Genomic DNA, 22,091 nt, shown 5'->3' with positions numbered 1-22,091 from the left:
GAGGCCTCGACCATGCCCCTCAGCACCCTGATCCACCGCGCCAGCCAACCGTGTCCGACCCTCAGCGAACGGCAGGCGCGCGCCCTGCTCAACCAGCATTACGGCCTGGACGGGGGCTTGCAGGCGCTGGGCAGCCAGCAGGACCTGAATTTCCGCGTCGACAGCGAACAGGGCCGCTATGTGCTGAAGGTCTGTCATGGGGCCTATTCGGCCGTGGAGCTGGAGGCCCAGCACGCGGCCCTCGGTTATCTGCGCGAACGCGGGGTGGCGGTGCCGGCGGTGCGCGCGGCCCTCGGCGGCGAGCAACTGCTGTCCCTGGATATCGACGGCCAGGCGGTGCGCGCGCGGGTGCTGGACTACATCGACGGCCAGACCCTGACCCGCCTCAAGCATATGGACGCGCGCCTGATCGCCGAACTGGGCGCGCTGTGCGCCCGAGTCGACCAGGCCCTGGCCGACTTCGCGCATCCGGGGCTGACCCGCACCCTGCAGTGGGATCCGCGGCATGCCCAGGCGCTGATCGCCCACCTGTTGCCGGTGCTCGCCGACGGCCCGCGCAAGGTGCGCGTGGAGGCCGCCGCGACCCAGGCGCAACAGGCCCTGGCGGCACTCCGGGAGCACCTGCCGATGCAGGCGGTGCACCTCGATATCACCGATGACAACGCGGTCTGGCAGCGTGACGCCGAGCGTCAGTGGCAGTTGCAGGGCGTGATCGACTTCGGCGACCTGCTGCACACCTGGCGCATCGCCGACCTGTCGGTGACCTGCGCCGCGCTGCTGCACCATGCCGAAGGCGATCCGCTGCGCATCCTCCCGGCGGTGTCCGCCTACCACGCCATCAACCCGCTGGGCGAGGCCGAACTCAAGGCCCTGTGGCCGCTGATCGTGGCCCGGGCCGCGGTGCTGGTGCTGAGCAGCGAGCAGCAACTGAGCATCGACCCGGACAATCAGTACAGCCGTGACAACCTGGCCCATGAGTGGGAAATCTTCGAGGTTGCCGACAGCGTGCCGTTCGCCCTGATGGAAGCGGCGATCCTCCAGGCCGCGGGCCTGACCCCGGCCCCTCTGGATCTGACCGGTTGCGGCCCGCTGCTGCCGGGCCTGAGCGGCCAGGCTGTGACCCGGGTCGACCTCGGCGTGCTCAGCGAGCATTTCAGCGCCGGCAACTGGGAGGCGCCCGGCATCGACCAGCAACTGCTGCTGCAGCATGCCGCGCCGGCGTCGTCGCTGTACGGCCAGTACCGTCTGTCGCGCACCCATATCGATAACCCGCGGGAGCCGGAAACCTTCGCCTTGCAGGTCGAACTGCACCTGGTGCCGGGCAGCGAACTGCGCGCGCCGTTCGCCGGGGTCTGGCAGGTGGACGGGCCCAACAGTGGCTGCCTGCAGGGCGAGCAGATCGGCCTGTGGCTCTGGGGCCATGGCGGCGACCTGGCCGACGGCCAGGCGATCGAGGCGGGGCAGGTGCTGGGGCATGGCGGCAGCAATGCCACCGTGCAGTTGTGTCGGGTGCCGGGCCTGCGCCCGCCCGCCTTTGTCGTGCCCTCCCGCGCCGCGGCCTGGCAGGTGGTGTCGCCGTCGCCGGCGGCGCTGCTCGGCTTCGACTGCGACGCCGAGCCGCTTGGCGATGCCCAGGCCCTGCTGGAGCGCCGCGACGCCAGTTTCGCCCGCTCGCAGAAGCACTATTACCAGCAGCCACCGCAGATCGAGCGCGGCTGGCGCAACTACCTGATCGACCTGCAGGGCCGTTCCTATCTGGACATGCTCAACAACGTCGCGGTGCTTGGTCACGGTCATCCGCGCATGGTCAGCGAGGCGGCCAGGCAGTGGTCGCTGCTCAACACCAACTCGCGTTTCCACTACGCGGCCATCGCCGAATTCTCCGAGCGCCTGCTGGCCCTGGCGCCCAAGGGCATGGACCGGGTGTTCCTGGTCAACAGCGGCACCGAGGCCAACGACCTGGCGATTCGCCTGGCCTGGGCCGCCAGTGGCGGCCGCGAGATGCTCAGCGTGCTGGAGGCGTACCACGGCTGGTCGGTGGCCACCGATGCGATTTCCACCTCCATCGCCGACAACCCGCAGGCCCTGACCACCCGCCCGCAATGGGTGCATCCGGTGACCGCGCCGAACACCTACCGCGGCAAGTACCGCGGCAGCGCCAGCACCGCCGACTATGTGCGTGATGTCGACGCTACCCTGGCCGAGGTGGACGCCAGCGGTCGCCAGCTGGCCGGCTTCATCTGCGAGCCGGTGTACGGCAATGCCGGGGGCATCCCCTTGCCACCCGGCTATCTGGAGCAGGTCTACAGCCGTGTGCGCGAGCGCGGCGGCGTGTGCATCGCCGACGAGGTGCAGGTCGGCTACGGGCGCATGGGCGAGCACTTCTGGGGCTTCGAGGAGCAGGGCGTGGTGCCGGACATCATCACCATGGCCAAGGGCATGGGTAACGGCCATCCCCTGGGCGCGGTGATCACCCGTCGCGAGATTGCCGAGGCGCTGGAAGCCGAGGGCTATTTCTTCTCCTCCGCCGGCGGCAGTCCGGTGAGTTGCCGGATCGGCATGGCGGTGCTCGATGTGATGGCCGAGGAGGGCCTGTGGGAGAACGCCCGCGAGGTGGGCGGCTACTTCAAGGCGCGTCTGCAGCAATTGGTCGATGAATATCCGCTGGCGGGGGCGGTGCATGGCTCGGGCTTCTACCTTGGCCTGGAGCTGGTCCGCGACTCGCGGAGCCTGGAGCCGGCCACCGCGGAAACCATGATCCTGTGCAACCGCCTGCGTGACCTGGGCATCTTCATGCAGCCCACCGGCGACTACCTGAACATCCTCAAGATCAAGCCGCCGATGTGCACCACCCGGGCCAGCGTCGATTTCTTCGTCGACAGCATCGCCCAAGTGTTGTCGGAAGACCTGTAACGCCGGGAGTTGTAGCCGGTTAAATCGATTCTTATCGGTTTAACCGGCTTTTTTATTGCCTGAAAAATTGATGCTTCGCTTTTAATGCAGATATTTATCGGCTATAAAGTTCGCCATAGCGATCACATTCTGTACAACCACCGCCCTGTGCCGGGCACAACCAAGGTTCGACCATGAAGACTCTGACCACCACTCCCCGTGCCGATGGTTTCCACATGCCCGCCGAATGGGCGCCACAGACCCAGGTCTGGATGATCTGGCCAGAGCGTCCGGACAACTGGCGCCTGGGCGGCAAGCCGGCGCAGGCTGCGCACACCGCCGTGGCCCGGGCCATCGCCCGTTTCCAGCCGGTGACCGTCGGGGTGTCCGCCGCCCAGTACGAGAACGCCGTATCGCGCCTGGCCGACGAGCCGAACATCCGCGTGGTCGAGCTGAGCAACGACGATGCCTGGGTGCGTGACACCGGTCCGACCTTCGTCATCAATGACAGTGGCGAAGTACGCGGCGTCAATTGGGGCTTCAACGCCTGGGGCGGCTTCAACGGCGGCCTGTACGCACCGTGGAACCGTGACGAGCAGGTCGCCGGCAAGATCCTCGGCCTGGAGCGCTGCGCACGCTACGTCACCGAGGATTTCGTCCTCGAAGGCGGCTCGATCCACGTCGATGGCGAAGGCACCCTGATCACCACCGAGGAATGCCTGCTCAACGCCAACCGCAACCCGCACCTGAACCGCGAGCAGATCGAAGCGATCCTGCGCGAGAACCTGGCCGTCGACACCATCGTCTGGCTGCCGGACGGCCTGTACAACGACGAGACCGATGGCCACGTCGACAACTTCTGCTGTTACGTCAGCCCGGGCGAAGTGTTACTGGCCTGGACCGATGATTCCAAGGACCCCAACTACAGCCGTTGCCGCGCGGCCCTGGCGGTGCTGGAAAGCCAGCGTGACGCCAAGGGACGTTCGTTCGTGGTGCACAAGATGCCGATTCCGGGTCCGTTGTACGCCACCCAGGACGAGTGCGACGGCGTCGATCTGGTCGCCGGCAGCCAGGAGCGCAACCCGTCGGTGCGCCTGGCCGGCTCCTATGTGAACTTCCTGATCGTCAACGGCGGCATCATCGCGCCGAGCTTCGACGACCCCGCCGATGCCGAGGCCAGAGCGATCCTCGCGCGCCTGTTCCCGAATCATCAGGTCGTCATGGTGCCCGGTCGCGAGCTGCTGCTCGGTGGCGGCAACATCCACTGCCTGACCCAGCAACAGCCGGCAGCGGTAAAACGTTGATCAGCCAGTGAAAAAACAGCCCGTCTCGCGACGGGCTTTTTTTGCCCGGACGACAGCCGGCTCCCCCGCGTGGCACATCTTTTGTATTAACTCGTTGGTTAGCGAAAGGATGGGTAGACCGTGTGGCCCACGGTTCTGTCACAAATCCTGAGTAATTTTGTCAGCTCACGCTTCTGGGGGAGTACGTGTGAAATGAATGCTGCACGTGAGTTGGCTTCGCACCCGACAGTCATGAGCCATGAAGCGCTGCGAGTGTTGGCGCAATGGTTGAAACACAATGGACCAATCCGGGTCAGGAAGACCGATCCACGGCGTCTGCTGGCGGAGCGTTATCCGGCAGGGCTGATCACCGAGGCGGAGCTCGATGCTCTGGCGGGGATCTGGCAGGGCTGAAAGGACAGCGGTTGAAATGAAAGAAGGGCGCCACCGAGTACGGTGGCGCCCTTTTTCGTTGGGTTTGTGCATGACCTGCGTAAGAGCGCGGCTTGCCCGCGAAAGGACCGCGTAGCGGTCCCACCCAGGGGATAGGAAAATGGGACCGCTGGCGCGGTCCTTTCGCGGGCAAGCCGCGCTCCTACAGGTACAGCGCAGGCGGGTATGCCGTCAGAAGCTGTAGGTGCCCGTCACCACCAGGCTGCGTGGATCGCCGAACTGGATCTGCGCGGCACTGGTGCCCGAGGCGTAGTAGGTCTTGTCGGTGATGTTGCTCAGCGCCGCGCGCAGGTCCCAGTCCTTGGTCCGATAGCCGGCCAGGGCATCCCAGGTGCCGTAGCCCGGCAGGACGATGCTGTTCTTCGTGTCGGCGTAGCGCTGGCCGACGAAGGTCAGGCCGGTCTCGGCGTACCAGCCCATCTCCGGTTTCCAGGTCAGGAACACGCTGCCGTTGCGCTTGGCCACGTCGGCCACGCGGTTGCCGGCATTGCCTTCGGTATCGTCGACGATGGTCGCGTCCTGCAGGCCGATGCCACCGCGGACATACCAGTTGCCACCCAGTTTGCCGGTCGCGGTCAGCTCGACGCCGCGCGAGCGTTGCAGGCCGGTGAGGATCACCCGGGTACGGTCCAGCGGATCGAGGTTGCGGCGGTTGTACAGTTCCAGCTCGTAGATCGCCAGGGTGGTGCTCAGGCGCTCATCCAGCCAGTCGCTCTTGACCCCGATTTCCTTCTGCCGGGTGGTTTCCGGATCGGTCTCGTTGGTGTTGCCGGTCGCGCCCGGGGTGATGCCGATCAGGCCACCGCCTGGCGGCGAGAAGGTCTTGCTCCACGAGGCATAGAAGGAGTGCTCCTTCCACGGCGAATAGACCACGCCGAGGCGCGGGCTGGTGCCGGTGCTGTCCTGCTTCTCGGTCTTGCCGCTGACGCGGCTGCTGGTTTCCACCTCGAAACGGTCGAAGCGCACGCCGGCGAGGAGCTGCCACTGATCGTTCAGGCGAATCTGGTCCTGCAGGTACAGGCCGCTGCTGCTGACGTCGGTGTGGTTGTTGCTGGACACGGTCATGCGGCCGGTGTGCTGCAGACGATGATTGGGGTTGTAGACGTTCACCGACGGCACGCTGGTGCCACCGCTGTGCAACAGCGAGTTGCGCCGTTGTTCGCCCAGTTCCAGGCCGACCAGCAGGGTGTGTTCCAGACCGTAGGTGTCGAGGCGGCCTTCGGCTTCGAGGTTGTTGAACAGGTTGCGGGTTTCCAGGTCCTGCTGCCAGCGCTGCCGAGTCACCAGGCCGGTGGCCGGGACGTAGCCGGTCAGGTAGGTGTTGTCGAAGGTGCTGTCCAGGGTGATCAGGCCGAGGGTGTGGCGCAGTTGCCAGTTCTCGTTCAACTGGTAGTTCAGGCGCGAGCGCAGCGACTCGGTCTTGTCGTCGATGTAGTCGCGGTGGGTGTCGCCGTAAGTGGTGCTGCGGCTGACGTCCACCGGGCGGCCGGTCAGCGGGTTGCCGGGAATGCCGCGGTCGGGGGTGCGGTTGAAGCGGCTGTACTCGTACTGCACCAGCCAGTTCAGGTCCGGCGTCAGTTGCCAGCTCATCGACGGGGCGAACAGCTGGCGGCTGCCATCGATGCCGTCGCGGAAGCTGTTGTTGTCCCGATTGCCCATGTTCAGGCGCAGGCTGATGGTGTCGCTGGGGTCGGTGCTGAGGTCGGCGTACAGGCTGCGCAGGTCTTCGCTGCCACCCTGGGCTTCGATGCTGGAGCGGCGGCCGGCCTCCGGGGCCTTGCTCACCCGGTTGATGATCCCGCCCTGGCTGCCACGGCCATAGAGCACCGCCGCCGGGCCCTTGAGGACCTCGACCCGCTCGATGTTGTGCAGGTCGCGCACGTACTGGCTGTCATCGCGGATGCCGTCCAGATAGAAGTCGTTGCTGGCGTCGAAGCCGCGAATGCGCACGCTGTCGAAACGGGTGTCGGCACCACTGCTGACGTTGGGCAGGCCGCTCAGGGCCTTGCCCAGCTCGTTGGTGCCGTAGTCCAGCACGTTTTCGGTCTTGATCGAGTCGACGGCCTGCGGCACGTAGCGTACCGGGGTCGAGGTACGGGTAGCGGTGGTGACCTCCTTGACCCGCGGATCATCGCGCTCGCTGTCGCTTTCGGCGGTGACCGACAGCTCCGGCAGGGTGGTGCTGGCGGCCATCGCCAGGCTGGAACCGAACAACAGGGAAAGGCCCAGGGACAACGGGAAAAGGCGGCAGGGGGAAGGCATTTGAATGAATATCCGAAGATGGTGTTGAGTGTTATGCAAGGCGCGCGAATGATAATGCTTGGCATTTACAAACGTTAACCTTTTAGTCGTACTCTCTTTGGATATTTGTTTCTAAGTGTGTCGAGAATGATTCTTGAATTCTTGCGGGGAAAACCCGAACAAATCGCAGGCATTTGCGCTGTATGGGTGGGTTTTGGCTTTTGGCGCACTCAGCCGAATCGGTCGTATTCGTAGGAATTCATGAGGTAAATCACGAAAAACATGAAACTTGCCACCATATGTTCACGATTTTTTGACATGCCGTTCCACCCGCGGCTAGGATTCGGTCCAACGCCTGTAGGCCCATCGGCCGTGACTCGAAAAATAAAAGGCCCGCTGCGATCGCTCGCACGCGGGCTTTTCATTTGCAGTCCGTGAGCGTCAACCCACGCAGGGGGCGTGGTCTGGCGTTTGGCCACAGCGCGTATCAAATCACGTAATAAGGAAAACAAGATGTTGAAAACCCGGATCAGTCTGCTCGCACTGGGGCTCATGGCCGCTACTCAAGCAATGGCCAACGACCAGGCCGCCTCCAAGGGCTTCGTCGAAGACAGCAGCGCCACTCTGCTGCTGCGCAATGCCTACATGAACCGTGACAAGAAGCACGGCAACCCTGACCAGATGCAATGGGGCCAAGGCTTCATCGGCAAGTTCAGCTCCGGCTTCACCCAAGGCACCGTCGGTGTCGGCGTTGACGCTTTCGGCCTGTACGGCGTGCGTCTGGATGGCGGCAGCGGTCACAACACCGGTGGCGGCATCGACTTCTTCAAGCGTGGCGACAGCGGCAATGCCCAGCACGACATCTCCCGTGGTGGCGCAGCGGTCAAGTTCCGCGTCTCCAACACCGTACTGAAGTACGGCGACCAGATGCCTGCGCTGCCAGTACTGCAATACGACGACGCCCGTCTGCTGCCAGAGAGCTACACCGGTACTTCGATCAACTCCAAGGAAATCGAAGGCCTGGAGCTGAACGCCGGTCGTTACACCCGCGAAGCGCGCAAGTCCACCGAGCAGCGTGACAGCGGCCTGAAGTCGATCAACGTCTTCGGCGGTAGCTACAAGTTCATGCCGAACCTGACCGCCTCGCTGTACACCTCCGATGTCGAAGACGTGCTGAAGAAGCACTACCTGGGCCTGAACTACGTCCACGCCATCGCCAAGGACCAGTCCCTGACCCTGGACTTCAACGGCTACAAGTCGGACATCGACAAGAAGTACGTACAGAAGGCAGGCCTGACCGGCGACGACAACACCATCTGGAGCCTGGCGGCGACCTACGCCTTCGGTCCTCACTCGGTGACCCTGGCGCACCAGCGCAGCACCGGCAGCACCGGCTACCAGTACGGCTGGTACCAGAACCAGGGCGGCGTGGGTGACGGTGGTTCGACCATCTACCTGGCCAACTCCTACTGGTCCGACTTCAACGCTGAAGACGAGCGTTCCTGGCAGATCGCCTACGGTCTGGACTTCGGCGCCTTCGGCGTACCGGGCCTGACCTACAACATCGCCTACGTGCGTGGTGACAACATCAACACCCACGGTCTGGGTGAAGGCACCGAGCGCGAAATCTTCAACCAGGTCAAATACGTCGTTCAGGAAGGCCCTGCCAAGGACCTGAGCCTGAAACTGCGTGGCTCCTGGCTGCGTACTTCGGAAAACGTCCGCGTCAACGGCTACAACGACGACGGCAACGAAGTCCGTATCTTCGTCGAGTACCCGATCAGCATCTTCTGATTCTGATGTCGTACAAAGAGGGGCCGCTTATGCGGCCCCTTTTTTTCCGGTCTTTGGTGAGGTTGGAGTCATCGCCGGTTACAGCGCTCTGATGCCCGTGCGGGCTGACGAATACCGCAGCCGCGACCTGCACCCGATCTTCTTATGACGGCAATCCGTTACTTCGGGCGGCACCCTCCGCACCTGCACTGCTGCTCACGATCCGATAGCGTGTACTACGCCCCCCACCCGGCAACTTTTCCAGCACACCTTTCGCCAGCATATCCGCCAGATGCCGTGTTGCCGTCGCCTTGCTCACCTTGGCAACGACCTGGTACTGCGCGGCGCTGATCCCGTCTTCGAAGCCTTTGGCGCCGCCATCGAGCAAGCGGTTCACCACCTTCAACTGTTCTGCCGACAACGGCGTCTGCCGATGCGTCTGCCAGAAACGCGCCTTGTCCAGCACTCGGTCGATGGTGGCCAGCGACTGTTCCATCGCCGCCAGCAGGGTCTGCAGGAACCACACCAGCCACTGCGTCACATCCAGCGTGCCTTTCTGGGCCTGTTCGAGGATTCGGTAGTAGCCCTGGCGGTTGTCGAGAATGCTCGCCGACATGGCATAGAAACGAATCGCCTGGCGCTCGCCCTGGGCCAGAGCCAGATCGGTGAGGGCGCGGGTCAGGCGGCCGTTGCCGTCGTCGAAGGGGTGCAGGGTGACGAACCAGAGGTGGACGAGGCCGGCGCGCAACAGCGGCTCAAGCGTTCGTGAGTCGTCGTTGAACCAGTGGATGAATGTGTTCAGCTGCTGCTCCAGGCCCTTGCGCGGCGGGGCCTCGAAATGCACGACCGGGCGGTCCAGGCGGCCTGAAACCACCTGCATCGGTTCGTCGCCGCGCAGGCTGCCGACACGCAGGGGACGGTGCGCCAAGGTCGTCTCCTGATTCGGGAACAGCAACTCGTGCCAGTGCAGCAGACGTTCCAGCGTCAGGGGTTGGTCGGGTTGGGCGATGGCGTTGAGCATCAGCTCGGCAAGGCCTTCGCTGCGTGCGGTGGTCTGGTTCACGTCGGGTTCATCCACACCCAGCCGGCGGGCCAGAGAGGAGCGCACCGAGTTGGCATTGAGCGTCTCGCCTTCGATGGCGGAGGACGTGACGATGTTCTGCAGCAGGGCATCGAGCATGCTCTGGCGGCATTGTGCATCGCCGACCGAGCCCATCTTGCCGAGCAGATGGCCTTGTTGATGAATGCATTGACGCAGAAGGTCAGCAAGTTGATCCACCTGCCAGTGAAAGGCTGGCCAGTGCGGCTGTTGCCAGATCCAGAACGGTACCATCGCTACCTCCGAGCCGAATAAACTCCTTATTCGGCTCATTACGTGAGCCGAATAAGGAGTTTATTCGGCTCACGAGCGTTGGCAAGGGATGCTCGGCCCATTCGTCTTCCGATCAGCCATTCTGGCTGAGTGCTTCCTGGAGCGAACGGCCTTGGGCAGTGAGGCGATAGCGTTGCAGGCGACTGCGGGGCCTGTCGGGTATTGTCATTTCGATCAAGCCATTGGTCAGAGCAGGTTTCAAGTACGCAGTCCGAAAGTAGTCCTCATGTTTGAGACCGAGGGCATCCTGCATATCCGAGCGTTTCATCTCGCCGCGCAAAGTCCGGACGAGCCTCGCGACTTCCCCGGTGACTTCCCCGGTGACTTCCCCGGTGACTTCCCCAGTGACTTCCCCAGTGACTTCCCCGGTGGGAAGGGGAGAGTGGCTTGAACGCTCGGCATTCATCAGCAGATCTGCGGGTGTTTCGCCAGGCCAACGATAGCGGGTGCCTTTGCCATGGCCCTGCTTTACCAGCCATCCCGCATTTGCCAACTGGCTCAGATGCTCACCGATGACGCGAGGGTGTTCCGAGCGTTGGGGCTGGAGGTCGAGATTGCGTACTTCGCCGAAGCTGTGCGCGATGATCAGGATGGTTCGGCTCAAATCGTCCAGCGCGGGATACGCATCGCCGACTAATGCCCGTAATTCGCGTTCGACGTCTTCTGGAATCATGCTTGCCAGCGGCAGATTGATTTCCGTCATTTCCAGGCCAATCAGCTCGGAGACCAGTGGAACCAACCAGTTCTGCTCGCGCCATGCCCTTACGATGCGTTGGAATCCTGATCCGGCACGTTCGCCAAGCCCCAGCAACTGGAACATTTTCAACAGATCGGGGTTGCGTGGATCGCTCACGCCTCCTTGGTAGAGCTGATCACGGGGAACTCGTAACAAGCCGGGGTTGCTGAAGACGAACGAGTCTGATCGGCGAATGACGGTAATGGGGCGGCTGGATTGGTGGTCGGCGTGGACCAGGCTATTGACCAGCGCTTCGCGCAATGCCTCATGAACATGGGTTTCGCCTTGACGAGTGCCGAGACGATCAGTCTTGAAGGGCACGTCCAACTCTTTGCTGAGGCGCGGGAATACGCCGTAGTAGAAGTTGAACAGATTAGGTATCCATTTGCCGTCAGGTGTCAGTCGATAGGTCCAGCGTACGTCAGGGTCGCTGGTCAGTTGTTCCTGATAATCCAGTTGATAATGCGGCAGTGCATCCAGCAGGCTGCGTTCCTTGCCGAACATCAATAGCCCGGCAAGTGTCACGCCCTCTTGTCCGCTCTGCCGATCACGGCGCCAGGCGCCCAGGCTTTCGAGAAAGGTTTTTTCATCTTGAGCCAGGAAAGGATGGTCTGGGTCGCGAGCGGAAAAGCGATTGCGAAACGCGGCCAAGGTGGCATCGTCCAGGTCCTGGCGCTGGAAGCCAGTCAGCAGCCTGGCGTCCTGAGCTTCGTCCGAGGCGTCACGCAACATCTGTTTGACCTCGGCTTCAGAGCACCGATAGTCACCTTCATGGTTGCGCTTGTAACTGCCAACCAGCGGATTGCCATTGAGGTACACAGGACGTTGCTGCCGCTTTGCGCGGGGGACCTGGATGATGAGCACTTCACCATCCCCGCTGGGCAGGACGGTCAGATCGCTGTCTCGACACAATGGGGCGCTGAGCTTTTGCGGGTTGTTGTGCAAGTCCCAGAATGCCTTGCGCAAAGCACTGGTATCTCGCAGCGGTTCCAGGACGCAGGCGCCTCGGCGCTCTACGACGCCCAGGACAATGCAACCCCCTTCGCTATTGGCCATGGCCGAAAACGTTTCCCATAACGACTTGGGCAGGCCGCCGCTGGCGGACTTGAACTCGACTTCCTGATCTTCGCCAAGCTGCAGCAGGTTCAGCAGCGCATCCAGAGTCATGGAGGCTTGCGGCATTAGGTTCTCCTCGGGCGGCTGCTTTTTTCGCAGGTTGATGGGTAACGATACCTCAACGATGCCGATGGCAGCGTTTCCTTGCCTCATCCGGGGTTGGACGGTAGGCTTTCGCGGTCGCTGCGGTTTGGCGATCGGGTTTGGTCGCCCGGCTGACAAAAATGCTATCGCTGTTCATCCACGTGTACGGGCGTTCTACGTCTGTAGGTTCGTGCTATGGCGGCTGTGCGTGGGAGGCATTCGTGCCTGCCGGGTTTTGCCTTTTTGTCTCGGTCGACCAACCTGCGCACAGTCGTCACCAACCTGTTTGGTCGCAGGCGGTGACTTCTTCTTAAAGACATAAAAGGAGATTCACCATGAACAAGATCGTTCCAGATCCCCCCTCCGCCATCTTTGGCAAAACGGCCATGGTCGCCTTCGGCCACTGCAAGGCCGGACACCATCCCATGTTCACCGTCCGCGCGGGAATCGAGGCGGAAGACGCGCTCGTCCAGGCATCCCTGCTGATCAAAGGGATCCACGACACCCTCCAGCAACTCACTGAATTCGCCGAAGAGGTGCCCCGGAACGGGATGCTCTTCTCGTCGATGTATTCGGCGGAAATGGCGAAGGGATTGGTGGATGCGGTGCTCGACGGCATCGAGATGGGGCGTCTGGGTGTGAGCAACTAGCGCTTCGTTGCGGGGAGGCTCACCGCGAGGTGGGCCTTTTGAGTCAGGCCTGGGCCAGTTTTTCGAGAAAGCGCATCAGCAGGCTCTCCTCTTCCCGCAGCCCCTTGCGCGCCGCGGCCATGCGCAGGCCGGCCAGTTCTCCGGCGTGGAAGGCCTCGATCAATGCCGGGTGGATATAGCACTTGCGGCACACGGCCGGCGTATTGCGCAGCTCGCGGGCGACTTCCTTGATGATTGCCACCACGTGTTTTTTCGCCGTGGTTTCCGGCTGCCATTCCAGTTCACGCAGCAGAGTCAGGGCCAGCGCGCTGCCGGCCCAGGTGCGGTAGTGCTTGGCGGTGAATTCGGCGCCGGTCAGTTCCTGCAGATAGCGATTGATATCGCTGGACGTGACGCTGTGGCGTTCGCCGTTCTCGTCCAGGTACTGGAACAGCTGTTGGCCGGGCAATTCCAGGCAGCGCTTGATGATGCGCGCCAGTCGCCGGTCGTTGACGCTGACCTCATGCTCGATGCCGCTCTTGCCGCGGAAGTGGAAGCGAATGGTGCTGCCGCTGACATCGACATGACGGTTGCGCAGGGTGGTCAGGCCGTAGGAGCGGTTCTGCTCGGCGTAGCGGGTGTTGCCGATGCGGATCAGGGTTTCGTCGAGCAGGTGGATGACCGTGGCGAGAACCTTTTCGCGACTGTGCTCGGTCAGGGCCAGGTGTTGCTGCAGGGTTTCGCGCAGGCTGGGCAGGGCCTTGCCGAAGGCCAGCAGGCTGGCGTACTTGTCCTCGTCGCGAATCTCGCGCCAGCGTGGGTGGTAGCGGTACTGCTTGCGGCCCCGGGCATCGCGGCCGGTGGCCTGGAGATGGCCGTTGGGGTCGGGGCAGATCCACACGTCGGTGTAGGCGGGGGGAATGGCCAGGGCGTTGATGCGCTGGATCTCTTCGGGGACGCGGATGCGTTGGCCCAGGGTGTTGAAGTAGGCGAATTTGCCGCGGAGCTTGCGGCGGGAGAGGCCCCGGGTGGTGTCGTCGACGTAGTGGAGGCCGGCGGGGAGGATTTGAGGGTCGCTCACGGAAGGGCTCGCTCGGGTTTGGAAGACGATGGCGACCTCACAGTCTTGCGATTTCGCTATTCATATGGATTAGCCCGTTGTCAGATGCATTAAGTTCCAGTGATTTCCAACCGACGGCACCTTGCGACGCATCTGCACGCCGACAACTATCCCCTGCGTAGCCTCCTCGCCGCTGTGAAAGTCGTTGTCTTTAACGATGCAGAAATAACTGTGTATGATCGTGAAAATTTATTAATCCAGTCCTCATCTTTCCATGAAGCATGCCGGCCCCTTCCCAATGTCGAAGCGTCTAGTCTTTACGTTTGCGTTTTGCTTGACCGTAGTTATCGGATTTTCGCTGGTCTATCACCTGGGCTTTCACGCTATGGCAGTGCGTGCCGATGCAGCCCCTGAAAGGCTGCGGGACTTCACATTCCCTGTTTGGCACAGCGAGTCGCTGGCCCAGCACGGTTTCCTGACTTTCCTGACCGCCGATGCCTATGCCAAGCACGAGGCCTACGCCAACCACTCGACCGTTTATCTATGGTTCATGAGAGGCCTGTTCCAGCTACAGCAATGGGCGCCAGCGCTGACCATGCGGATGACCGGCGCCACCCTGGCCATGCTGGCTTCGCTGGGCGTTATCTGGTTTTCGGTGCGACGTCCGCTTTTGGCCATCAGTGATTGGCGTCGCGGTCTGCTGGTACTGGCCGCCTTCCTGTATTTCCTGACTTTGCCGGGGTTCTGGATTTCGCTGGGGAAATTCAATGTCGATAATGGCTTCGTCTTCGTCTTTCCCTTGCTGATGCTGACCAGCGTTCTGCTGGAGCGTGACAGTGCCAAAGGGAAAGCGTTCTGGATCAGCAGCTTGTCACTGTGCCTGGTCATGCCGATGGCCTCGGCGCTCTTCAGTGTGTTCATGCTGGGCATGGCGCTGCTGGTTCATCGCGGCGAGAAGCGCAGGATAATGGCCTCCCTGATACTGATGGCGGTTTCAATCGTGGTTTATCTGCAACCGGTACTGGTGGCCAAAGCACTGGGGTTTTCCAGCGAAAACAGCACGTGGCTGTTCCGTTCCGGTCTTGATGGAGATATGCGTTTCTACGGGAACTTCATCGATTCGGTTGTAGCACCGCAATTCAATCGTCCCTTTTACCTGATCGCTATTCCTGTACTTCTGCTGTGCGTCCAGTTCGCCTATTGCCGCTGGCAGTCGGCTGTGAGCGCTCTGGCATCGCACCAGGTGAGCGATACGCACGGCATATTGCAACTGTTCTCGGTCTACCTCCTGATGCTGTTGTTCTGGCCCCAGGCGGTTTCGATTCACCCGTATCTATATGACGCGCTGCTGGTAGGGCCCTTGGTGGCATGGGCAGTGATCAACTTCGCTACTCGAGAAGCATTTTCCAGTCACTATCTGGTTTGGCTGTTTGTCCTGGCGTTTCTGATCCAGTTCAACCTGACCAAAATTGCCCAGGCGGGGAATTGCACGGATTGTTATTTCCCTGCGTGGGGCATGCTGGGCGCGCGGGCGGGATAAAAAATGGGCAGAGAGAAATCAATTGCGATTCTGCAATCGAACTACATTCCCTGGAAAGGTTATGTGGATATGATTGCGTGCGTGGACGAGTTCATCTTTTACGACGAGATGCAGTACACCAAGAATGATTGGCGCAATCGCAACAAGATCAAGACGCCACAGGGTTTGCAATGGTTGAGCGTTCCCGTGGGTGGAGCTATCCATCGGCGTATCTGCGATGTGACCGTCAGCGATTCGCGCTGGGCAGTACGACACTGGAATACTCTGGAAGCGAACTATCGCCGTAGTCCCTTCTTCGACGAGATCTCGGGCTGGTTGCGCCCACTCTATACCTCTGGTCTCGACAACCTGTCCGAGATCAATCAAGCCCTTCTGGGGGCTATCTGCAATTATCTGGGTATCTCTACCCGACTGAGCCGTTCGACCGACTATGTGCTCGAGGGGGACAAGACCGAAAGACTGATCAACCTGTGCAAGCAAGCCGGGGCCACGGAGTATGTCACTGGTGGTGCGGCGCGCGCCTACCTCGAAGAAGGGCTGTTCGCCAGGGAAGGAATCAAGGTGACCTATTTCGATTACTCTGGCTATCCCGACTACGCCCAGTTGTGGGGCGACTTCGTGCATGAGGTCAGCGTGCTCGATCTGTTATTCAACTGCGGCCCTAATGCTGCCACCTACATGAAGTTCGTGCAGAAATGAAACTTTCCATCGTAGCCACCCTGTACAAGTCCGCGTCCTTTCTCGCCGAGTTCCACCGTCGTGCCAGTGCGGCGGCGGTTGCGTATGCCGGTGATGACTATGAACTCATTCTGGTCAACGATGGGTCGCCCGATGACTCGCTGGCGCTGGCGATGGCACTGGCGGACGCTGATCCCCGCGTAGTGGTGGTGGACCTGTCGCGTAACTTCGGACATCACAAGGCGATGATGACCGGGCTGGCGCACAGCACTGCGGACCTTGTCTTCCTGATCGACAGCGATCTGGAAGAAGACCCCGAGTGGCTTTCACCCTTCGCTGACGCCTTGGCACAGGGGCAGGCCGATGTGGTCTACGGCGTCCAGGAGGCCCGCAAGGGCGGTCTGTTCGAGCGCTGGAGCGGGAGCTGGTTCTGGAGCATGTTCAACGCGCTTACCGATATGTCCCTGACGCCCAACATCGTTACAGCACGGCTGATGACCCGCCGCTATGTCGACGCGCTGGTGCGCCATGAGGAGCGCGAAGTGTTCATGGCCGGCCTCTGGCATATTACTGGCTTCAAGCAGATACCTTTCGTGGTCCATAAGCTCAGCCGTGGAGCATCCACCTATACGTTGCGACACAAGATCGCGCTGCTGGTCAATTCCATCACTTCATTTTCCAACAAGCCATTGACTGCGATCTTCTATATCGGTGCATTCATTTCGGCGCTGGCGCTGGCGGCCAATGTGTATCTGGTACTGAACTGGCTCTTCTTCAGCCGTACGCTCAGCGGCTGGACATCCTTGATGGCGTCCATCTGGCTGATCGGCGGGATGTTGATATCTTCGGTAGGGGTCATCGGTATCTATCTGTCGAAGATCTTTTCCGAAGTGAAGCAGCGTCCGTATTCCATCGTTCGCCAGATTTATCAAGGGCATAAAAAATGATACGGATTGCTTTTCTCTGCTCCGGTGGCGGAGGCAACCTGCGCTTCATCTCCGAGGTCATCCGACTTGGCGTACTACCGGCACAGTTGGTATCGGTCATCACCGACCGGGAGTGCCTGGCCAATCGCTTTGCACTCGAACACCATATTCCCAGCGAGGTCATCGATTTCAGCGAGCCCGGGCAGGTGAGTCTGGCGCGAATGCTGGATGCGGCAGGCCCTGACGTAGTCATTACCAATGTGCATCGCATCATCGTGCCGGAGGTGGTCGAGGCTTTCGCAGGTCGCCTGCTGAATCTGCACTATTCCCTGCTGCCGGCCTATGCCGCAACGATCGGAACCACACCGGTCGCCGCAGCCCTCGAGGCGGGCAGTCCATTTACCGGGGTGACGGCCCATCTGGTCGATAGCGGCGTGGATACCGGTCGCCCCCTGGTGCAGGGCGCTATTCCGTTGCAACCGGGCGACGCTGTTGCCTCGGTGATGGATATCGTTTTCCGCGCTGGCTGCCTGAGTCTGCTCAACGCGATTCTCCTGCATGGCGGTTCTCCTGCCTTGCCGTGCAGTACTCACCAACTGGGTGGCCGCCCTGTTTTCGTCAATCCGGACGTCGCGTTGGATCACGGGCTTCTAGATCAAGCCATGTGGCAACGCATCGCCGATTACCCCGGTTCTGCGCATTGAAAACCGTACACGCGGAAAGTTATCCATGAAATATTACTTGCTCATCCTGCCCGTCGCCTTACTGGTCAGCTACAGCCAGCTGATTGTGAAATGGCGTGCCCAGGCCACCCCGGCGGCGCCCTCCGATCAAGTGATCGATCGCTTGATGGCGTTCCTGAAAGATCCGGTTCTGATGTCGGGCTATGCCGCTGCCCTTATCGCCTCCTTCGTCTGGTTGTTCGTCGTGGCCCGCATGCCGCTGGCTGTCGCCTTTCCGGTCTATATCGGTACTACCTTCCTGCTGGTGCTGGTGGGTAGCCACATGATCCTTGGTGAGGCACTGGGTTGGGCGAAGATTATGGCCGCGTTGCTGATTCTGGGCGGTATCCTTCTGGGGATGTCCTCCGATGCTTGAGTCGATCCTCGAAGGCATGCAGCAATGGTTCGCGCACTTGCGTGCGCGTATGCCCGATGCAGAGGCGCAGACCCTGTTCGACACGTATGCGGAAGAGGCCTTGTTCGGCCGGCGTCTGATTGCGCCTGACCTGGAGCACCTGCCGGCCGGCAGTGCCATCCTTGAAGTAGGTGCTGGCGCAATGTTGCTTAGCAGTCAACTGACCCGGGAAGGCTTCAAGGTTACGGCGCTGGAGCCTACTGGAAGTGGCTTCTCGCATTTCGAGCGCATGCGCCAGGTTGTGCTGGAGAGTGCGGGCGAGGGGGGCTTCGAGCCAACGTTATGTGCCATTCGCGCCGAGCAGTTGGATCAGCCAGACACTTTCGACTATGGATTCTCCGTCAACGTAATGGAGCACGTGGATGATGTCGGCGCTACGCTGGAGCGTGTCGCGGATAGTCTGAAGGCTGGCGCGACTTATCGTTTCACATGCGCCAACTATCTGTTCCCCTACGAGCCTCACTTCAACTTGCCCACCCTGTTTTCCAAGAGGTTGACCGAGAGAGTGCTCGGACCCAGGATTTTCAACAGTAGAAGGGTTACCGATCCCGTTGGGACGTGGCGGTCGCTGAACTGGATCACCGTGCCGCAGGTTGCCGGTATTGTCCGTCGGTCGGGACGGATGCAGGTGAGATTCGACCGCAGCATGCTGGTCTGCGCCTTTGAGCGCATATTGAGCGACCCACTGTTCGCTCGTCGCCGTTCCCCTCTTGTGTGTTCTCTGATCACCGCGATGGTGAAGGTGCGTTTGCACAAGCTCTTGAGCTTCATCCCCGCGAGCATGCAACCCATAATCGACTGCCGAATCAGCAAGACCCAATCACGGAAGAGACCATGACGTTCAGCTTATGCGCGAGATCATGGAACAGCTCGGATCTTCATTCTCTAACTGAGGCTGGTAACGATGGCTGACCTTATCCCCTTCAATAGTCCCTACATGACAGGCAAGGAGTTGTTCCACATTGCCGAGGCGAAATTTCAGAACAGGTTGGCGGGGGACGGTGGTTTCACCAAACGTTGTCATCAGTGGCTGCAGGAGCGCACGGGCAGCAGCAAGGCGCTGCTGACGCATTCGTGCACAGCGGCTCTGGAGATGGCCGCCTTGTTGCTGGAGTTGCAACCGGGGGATGAAGTAATCCTGCCTTCGTTCACGTTCGTCTCGACCGCCAATGCCTTCGTGCTGCGCGGCGCAGTCCCGGTATTCGTCGATATTCGTGCGGATACGCTCAATCTCGACGAGTCCTTGGTGGAAGAAGCCATCACGCCGAGGACCCGCGCCATCGTACCTGTGCACTATGCCGGTGTGGCCTGCGAGATGGACCGCCTCATGGAGATCGCTGGTCGTTACGGCCTGAAGGTGGTCGAGGATGCGGCACAGGGGGTGATGGCCAGTTACAAGGGACGTGCGCTGGGAGCCATAGGTGACTATGGTGCATTCAGTTTTCATGAAACCAAGAACGTGATTTGTGGTGAAGGTGGCGCCTTGCTGGTGAATTCACCGGAAAGCGCGTTGCAGGCGGAAATCATCCGTGAGAAAGGGACTGACCGCAGTCGTTTCTTCCGTGGCGAAGTCGACAAATACACGTGGCAGGAAGTGGGTTCGTCATTCCTGCCTGGCGAAATCACGGCGGCTTTCCTCTGGGCGCAATTACAGGAGGCTCAATGGATTACCAACGAGCGTCTGGCCATCTGGCAGCGATATGACTCCGCACTAAAGCCGCTGGAGGCCACTGGTGCCATTCGCCGCCCCGTCATACCAGTCGAATGCCAGCACAATGCGCACATGTATTACGTTTTGCTTTCTCCAGAATTGGATCGTCCGGCTGTGCTCGACTATCTCAAGGCGCAAGGTGTGCAGGCAGTGTTCCATTATGTACCCCTGCATGATTCGCCTGGCGGGCGCAGGTATGGCCGGGTGCAGGGTGCTCTGGAGGTTACCGTCAACCAGGCGGCCAGGCTGATCCGTTTGCCGCTTTGGGTCGGGATGACTGCTGAGCAGCAAGCGCGAGTTGTGGATGCGTTGGAGCGAGCTGTGCGCTGACGGTGCGAGCCGTTTCGGATCAACTTCGATTTAGCCACCTCACAAGACAAAGGCCCGCAGCAGTGTGGGCCCTTGTCTTGTGAGCTGCGGTCGACGCCATCGAAAAAGCTTGTGCTTGCACTCTCTGACCTTGCCGTGCGGCAGTCGGTGTCTATGAGCGGGGCGGTGGTCCGGCCATCAGGATGCTTTCCAAAATCGAACTGGAAATACCCTTATGAGCTGTGGCTCCCCTCGAAATCCGACGGAACGCCAAAACGAAAAAACCCGCCATAAGGCGGGTTTTTCGGGGGTTCCAGAGATTTTGAAAGCTTTCTATGGAACCTTGAATGGTGCCGGCACCAGGAATCGAACCCGGGACCTACTGATTACAAGTCAGTTGCTCTACCATCTGAGCTATACCGGCAAGGTAGGCGCGCTATTATAGCGATCGGTTTGGTTCTGTAAACCTATTCGTTGTGATCCTGTTGGAAGCCCCGTATTTCGGGGCTTTCGGTGTTTTTGGGTGGTGGGTTTTGGGAGGTCTGGTACCCAGGTGGGATCAGGCAGATTCGGGATTCAGGTTTTACGACGGCTGCGCCGCCGATCGCGGATGAATCCGCTCCTGCACTGACCGCGGTGCACTCCCACGCAGAAGCCGACACGACACCCCACCCAACCCGAATCTGAACTACCCCCGCCTAATTCGCTTTAACGCTTATGCACAAACCACATCGATCCCTTGCACCCCATGCAAGTGCGCTGCCTCGCCGCATTGACGCCTGTGCAAACGGCTGTTTTCTCAGGCGTTTAACAGGTGCGGAAATATACATTCAATCCGTGGACCCGCTCAGCAACGCGACTTTTCAGCCCGGAACGGTGAAGTTGCTCACAGAGTTATCCACAGGTTGTTCCGCCAGCAACAGCAGGTTGCGGGGTGTCAGTTGGTGCGGGCAGAAGGTGCCGAGGCGGACGTTGTAGCCCTGTTCGCGCAGATACAGCGCACGGTCGAGGACGAGCCAGAGTTCCAGCGGGCGACGGAACAGGTTGCGCACCCGCTCCAGGTTGCGCACCTGGGCCAGACGCTGCCAGCCGGCGGCTTCCAGAGCCGGCCAGTCAGGAGCGTTCGTCACGGTCAGGCCCTTGAGGGCGGCAAGGTCGTGGCAGTAGTCGGCGAAGGACTTCTGCAGCCAACTGCTCGGCAGTGACGGGGTCGGCAGATAGTCGTCGCTCTGCCGCAGTTGGCGCTGCAACAGGTCGAAACCCAGGCGCCAGGCCATTGACTGGTCCCGCTGCCGACGCACGCGGTTGCCGGCGGTGACGGTTTCGCTCAGGGGCAGGCCGAGGTCGTCGAGGTCGAGGCGCAGTGTCGAGGTGCGAGCGGCGCTGGATAACGGTGTGTACCCGGGGCCGCTGGTGCGGTTGTAGCAGCAGGGCGCGATCGCCAGTTGCTGGCAGCCGTTGGCGCTGGCGAGCTGGATCAGGCGCACATGCAGATCGCCGCACGCATGCAGGGCCACGGGGGTATGGTCCGCGCTGAGCTGGGCGGCAGCGCTTTCGGCCATGACGTCCTGCAGGCGGTGCTCGGCCGGCAACTGGTGGTGCCGGCTGAGGTGTTCACCGGCGGCGACCAGCGCGCTGTCGTGTTCCAGGCAGGTGAGGCGCTGTTCCTCGCCCAGCAGGCGGCGGCCGAGGTGGCCCTTGCCGGCGCACCAGTCGAGCCAGTGGCGCGCGCGCCGGGCGAAGTCGAGGTGGCTGGCGAAGGCTTCGATCTGCTGCCATTTGCGCCCGGGAACGTCGACGTTGAGGCGCGGGCTGGCGGGGGCGAGGGCAGTTGTGGATAAGTCGCCCACGGTCGCCAGGGCCTGGGCCTCGGCTGCCAGTTGTGGATAGGGGGCCGGGGCGAGAACGTGGCAGGGATCGTTATGGGCGGATTCGGCGTCGGCGAGGGTTTGGCCGCGCAGCCATTCGGCCAGTTCCGGGTGGGTGGTTTCCCAAGGCAGGCGCAGGCTGGTGAACGGGCGCGGGTGCCAGAGGTGATGGTGGTCGCGCAGGAATTGGTCCAGGGCCTGGAAGCGGGGGAGAAGTTGGTCGTTTTCCAGGTAGGCGGTCATGGGCGGGCCCGGGGGATCGAGGAGGGAGGGGGTAGCCGCT

The 22,091-nt window shown here is 61.4% G+C and carries 17 protein-coding genes and 1 tRNA gene; 12 read left to right on the top strand and 6 right to left on the bottom strand.

Annotated elements, in window-relative coordinates; all coding sequences use genetic code 11:
- Positions 1 to 12: 12 nt before the first annotated feature.
- The 3 genes from CHB99_RS03370 to CHB99_RS03360 all read left to right on the top strand — a co-directional run bounded on the left by CHB99_RS03370 (position 13) and on the right by CHB99_RS03360 (position 4,589).
- Positions 13 to 2,913 (top strand): aminotransferase, encoded by a 2,901-nt coding sequence (locus CHB99_RS03370; protein WP_042120596.1) that lies wholly within the window; start codon positions 13 to 15, stop codon positions 2,911 to 2,913.
- 173 nt (positions 2,914 to 3,086) lie between these two features.
- Complete coding sequence (aguA, locus tag CHB99_RS03365; RefSeq protein ID WP_042120595.1) at positions 3,087 to 4,196, top strand: agmatine deiminase; 1,110 nt, start codon at positions 3,087 to 3,089, stop codon at positions 4,194 to 4,196.
- Between the two features lie 192 nt (positions 4,197 to 4,388).
- The gene (locus CHB99_RS03360) at positions 4,389 to 4,589 is read left to right on the top strand and encodes a hypothetical protein (RefSeq protein ID WP_042120592.1); all 201 of its coding nucleotides are present in this window, start codon (positions 4,389 to 4,391) and stop codon (positions 4,587 to 4,589) included.
- Between the two features lie 210 nt (positions 4,590 to 4,799).
- On the opposite strand, the gene CHB99_RS03355 is transcribed toward CHB99_RS03360, so the two are convergent.
- A complete protein-coding gene (locus CHB99_RS03355; protein WP_042120590.1) occupies positions 4,800 to 6,890 on the bottom strand; it encodes a TonB-dependent receptor in 2,091 nt (696 codons plus the stop codon).
- A 492-nt stretch (positions 6,891 to 7,382) separates the two neighbouring features.
- On the opposite strand from CHB99_RS03355, the gene CHB99_RS03350 reads away from it, so the two are divergent.
- The gene (locus CHB99_RS03350; protein WP_042120589.1) at positions 7,383 to 8,663 is read left to right on the top strand and encodes an OprD family porin; all 1,281 of its coding nucleotides are present in this window, start codon (positions 7,383 to 7,385) and stop codon (positions 8,661 to 8,663) included.
- A 142-nt stretch (positions 8,664 to 8,805) separates the two neighbouring features.
- On the opposite strand, the gene CHB99_RS03345 is transcribed toward CHB99_RS03350, so the two are convergent.
- The gene (locus CHB99_RS03345) at positions 8,806 to 9,975 is read right to left on the bottom strand and encodes a Fic family protein (RefSeq protein WP_042120588.1); all 1,170 of its coding nucleotides are present in this window, start codon (positions 9,973 to 9,975) and stop codon (positions 8,806 to 8,808) included.
- Positions 9,976 to 10,087: 112 nt separating this feature from the next.
- Positions 10,088 to 11,932: an RNA/DNA-binding domain-containing protein gene (locus tag CHB99_RS03340; protein ID WP_052419343.1), complete on the bottom strand. Its 1,845-nt coding sequence runs from the start codon at positions 11,930 to 11,932 to the stop codon at positions 10,088 to 10,090.
- Positions 11,933 to 12,285: 353 nt separating this feature from the next.
- On the opposite strand from CHB99_RS03340, the gene CHB99_RS03335 reads away from it, so the two are divergent.
- Positions 12,286 to 12,600 (top strand): DUF3077 domain-containing protein, encoded by a 315-nt coding sequence (locus tag CHB99_RS03335; RefSeq protein ID WP_042120586.1) that lies wholly within the window; start codon positions 12,286 to 12,288, stop codon positions 12,598 to 12,600.
- 43 nt (positions 12,601 to 12,643) lie between these two features.
- Here the strand turns inward: CHB99_RS03335 and CHB99_RS03330 are convergent, their stop codons facing one another.
- Positions 12,644 to 13,660, bottom strand: a complete 1,017-nt coding sequence (locus tag CHB99_RS03330; RefSeq protein ID WP_089266413.1) for a DNA topoisomerase IB — start codon at positions 13,658 to 13,660, stop codon at positions 12,644 to 12,646.
- Positions 13,661 to 13,973: 313 nt separating this feature from the next.
- Between CHB99_RS03330 and CHB99_RS03325 the strand changes: the two genes are divergently transcribed.
- The 7 genes from CHB99_RS03325 to rffA all read left to right on the top strand — a co-directional run bounded on the left by CHB99_RS03325 (position 13,974) and on the right by rffA (position 19,961).
- The gene (locus tag CHB99_RS03325) at positions 13,974 to 15,179 is read left to right on the top strand and encodes a hypothetical protein (protein ID WP_141137237.1); all 1,206 of its coding nucleotides are present in this window, start codon (positions 13,974 to 13,976) and stop codon (positions 15,177 to 15,179) included.
- A gap of 3 nt (positions 15,180 to 15,182) precedes the next feature.
- Positions 15,183 to 15,878 carry a WbqC family protein gene (locus tag CHB99_RS03320; RefSeq protein WP_042120581.1) on the top strand — a complete coding sequence of 232 codons (696 nt, stop codon included), beginning with the start codon at positions 15,183 to 15,185 and terminating at the stop codon, positions 15,876 to 15,878.
- Positions 15,875 to 16,804 (top strand): glycosyltransferase family 2 protein, encoded by a 930-nt coding sequence (locus tag CHB99_RS03315; protein ID WP_042120579.1) that lies wholly within the window; start codon positions 15,875 to 15,877, stop codon positions 16,802 to 16,804. Before CHB99_RS03320 ends, CHB99_RS03315 begins: the two co-directional genes overlap by 4 nt.
- Positions 16,801 to 17,487 carry a phosphoribosylglycinamide formyltransferase gene (gene purN / locus CHB99_RS03310; protein ID WP_084702426.1) on the top strand — a complete coding sequence of 229 codons (687 nt, stop codon included), beginning with the start codon at positions 16,801 to 16,803 and terminating at the stop codon, positions 17,485 to 17,487. The genes CHB99_RS03315 and purN overlap by 4 nt, the downstream gene beginning before the upstream one ends.
- 25 nt (positions 17,488 to 17,512) lie before the next feature.
- Entirely contained in the window at positions 17,513 to 17,881 is a 369-nt protein-coding gene (locus CHB99_RS03305; RefSeq protein ID WP_042120576.1) for a hypothetical protein, read from the top strand.
- Positions 17,874 to 18,758 (top strand): class I SAM-dependent methyltransferase, encoded by an 885-nt coding sequence (locus CHB99_RS03300; RefSeq protein WP_089266411.1) that lies wholly within the window; start codon positions 17,874 to 17,876, stop codon positions 18,756 to 18,758. Before CHB99_RS03305 ends, CHB99_RS03300 begins: the two co-directional genes overlap by 8 nt.
- A gap of 66 nt (positions 18,759 to 18,824) precedes the next feature.
- On the top strand, positions 18,825 to 19,961 hold the full coding sequence (rffA, locus tag CHB99_RS03295; RefSeq protein WP_042120575.1) for a dTDP-4-amino-4,6-dideoxygalactose transaminase: 1,137 nt from the start codon (positions 18,825 to 18,827) through the stop codon (positions 19,959 to 19,961).
- Positions 19,962 to 20,288: 327 nt separating this feature from the next.
- Here the strand turns inward: rffA and CHB99_RS03290 are convergent.
- A tRNA-Thr gene (locus tag CHB99_RS03290) sits at positions 20,289 to 20,364 on the bottom strand.
- A gap of 439 nt (positions 20,365 to 20,803) precedes the next feature.
- Positions 20,804 to 22,051, bottom strand: coding sequence for a methyltransferase (locus CHB99_RS03285; RefSeq protein WP_042120573.1), 1,248 nt, complete (start codon positions 22,049 to 22,051; stop codon positions 20,804 to 20,806).
- Positions 22,052 to 22,091: the final 40 nt, after the last annotated feature.

Origin of the sequence: Pseudomonas japonica (assembly GCF_900188455.1) — a bacterium.
Taxonomy (GTDB): Bacteria; Pseudomonadota; Gammaproteobacteria; order Pseudomonadales; family Pseudomonadaceae; genus Aquipseudomonas; species Aquipseudomonas japonica.
The sequence above is the reverse complement of the archived record's forward strand: the minus strand, read 5'-3'. Positions and strand labels throughout refer to the sequence as shown.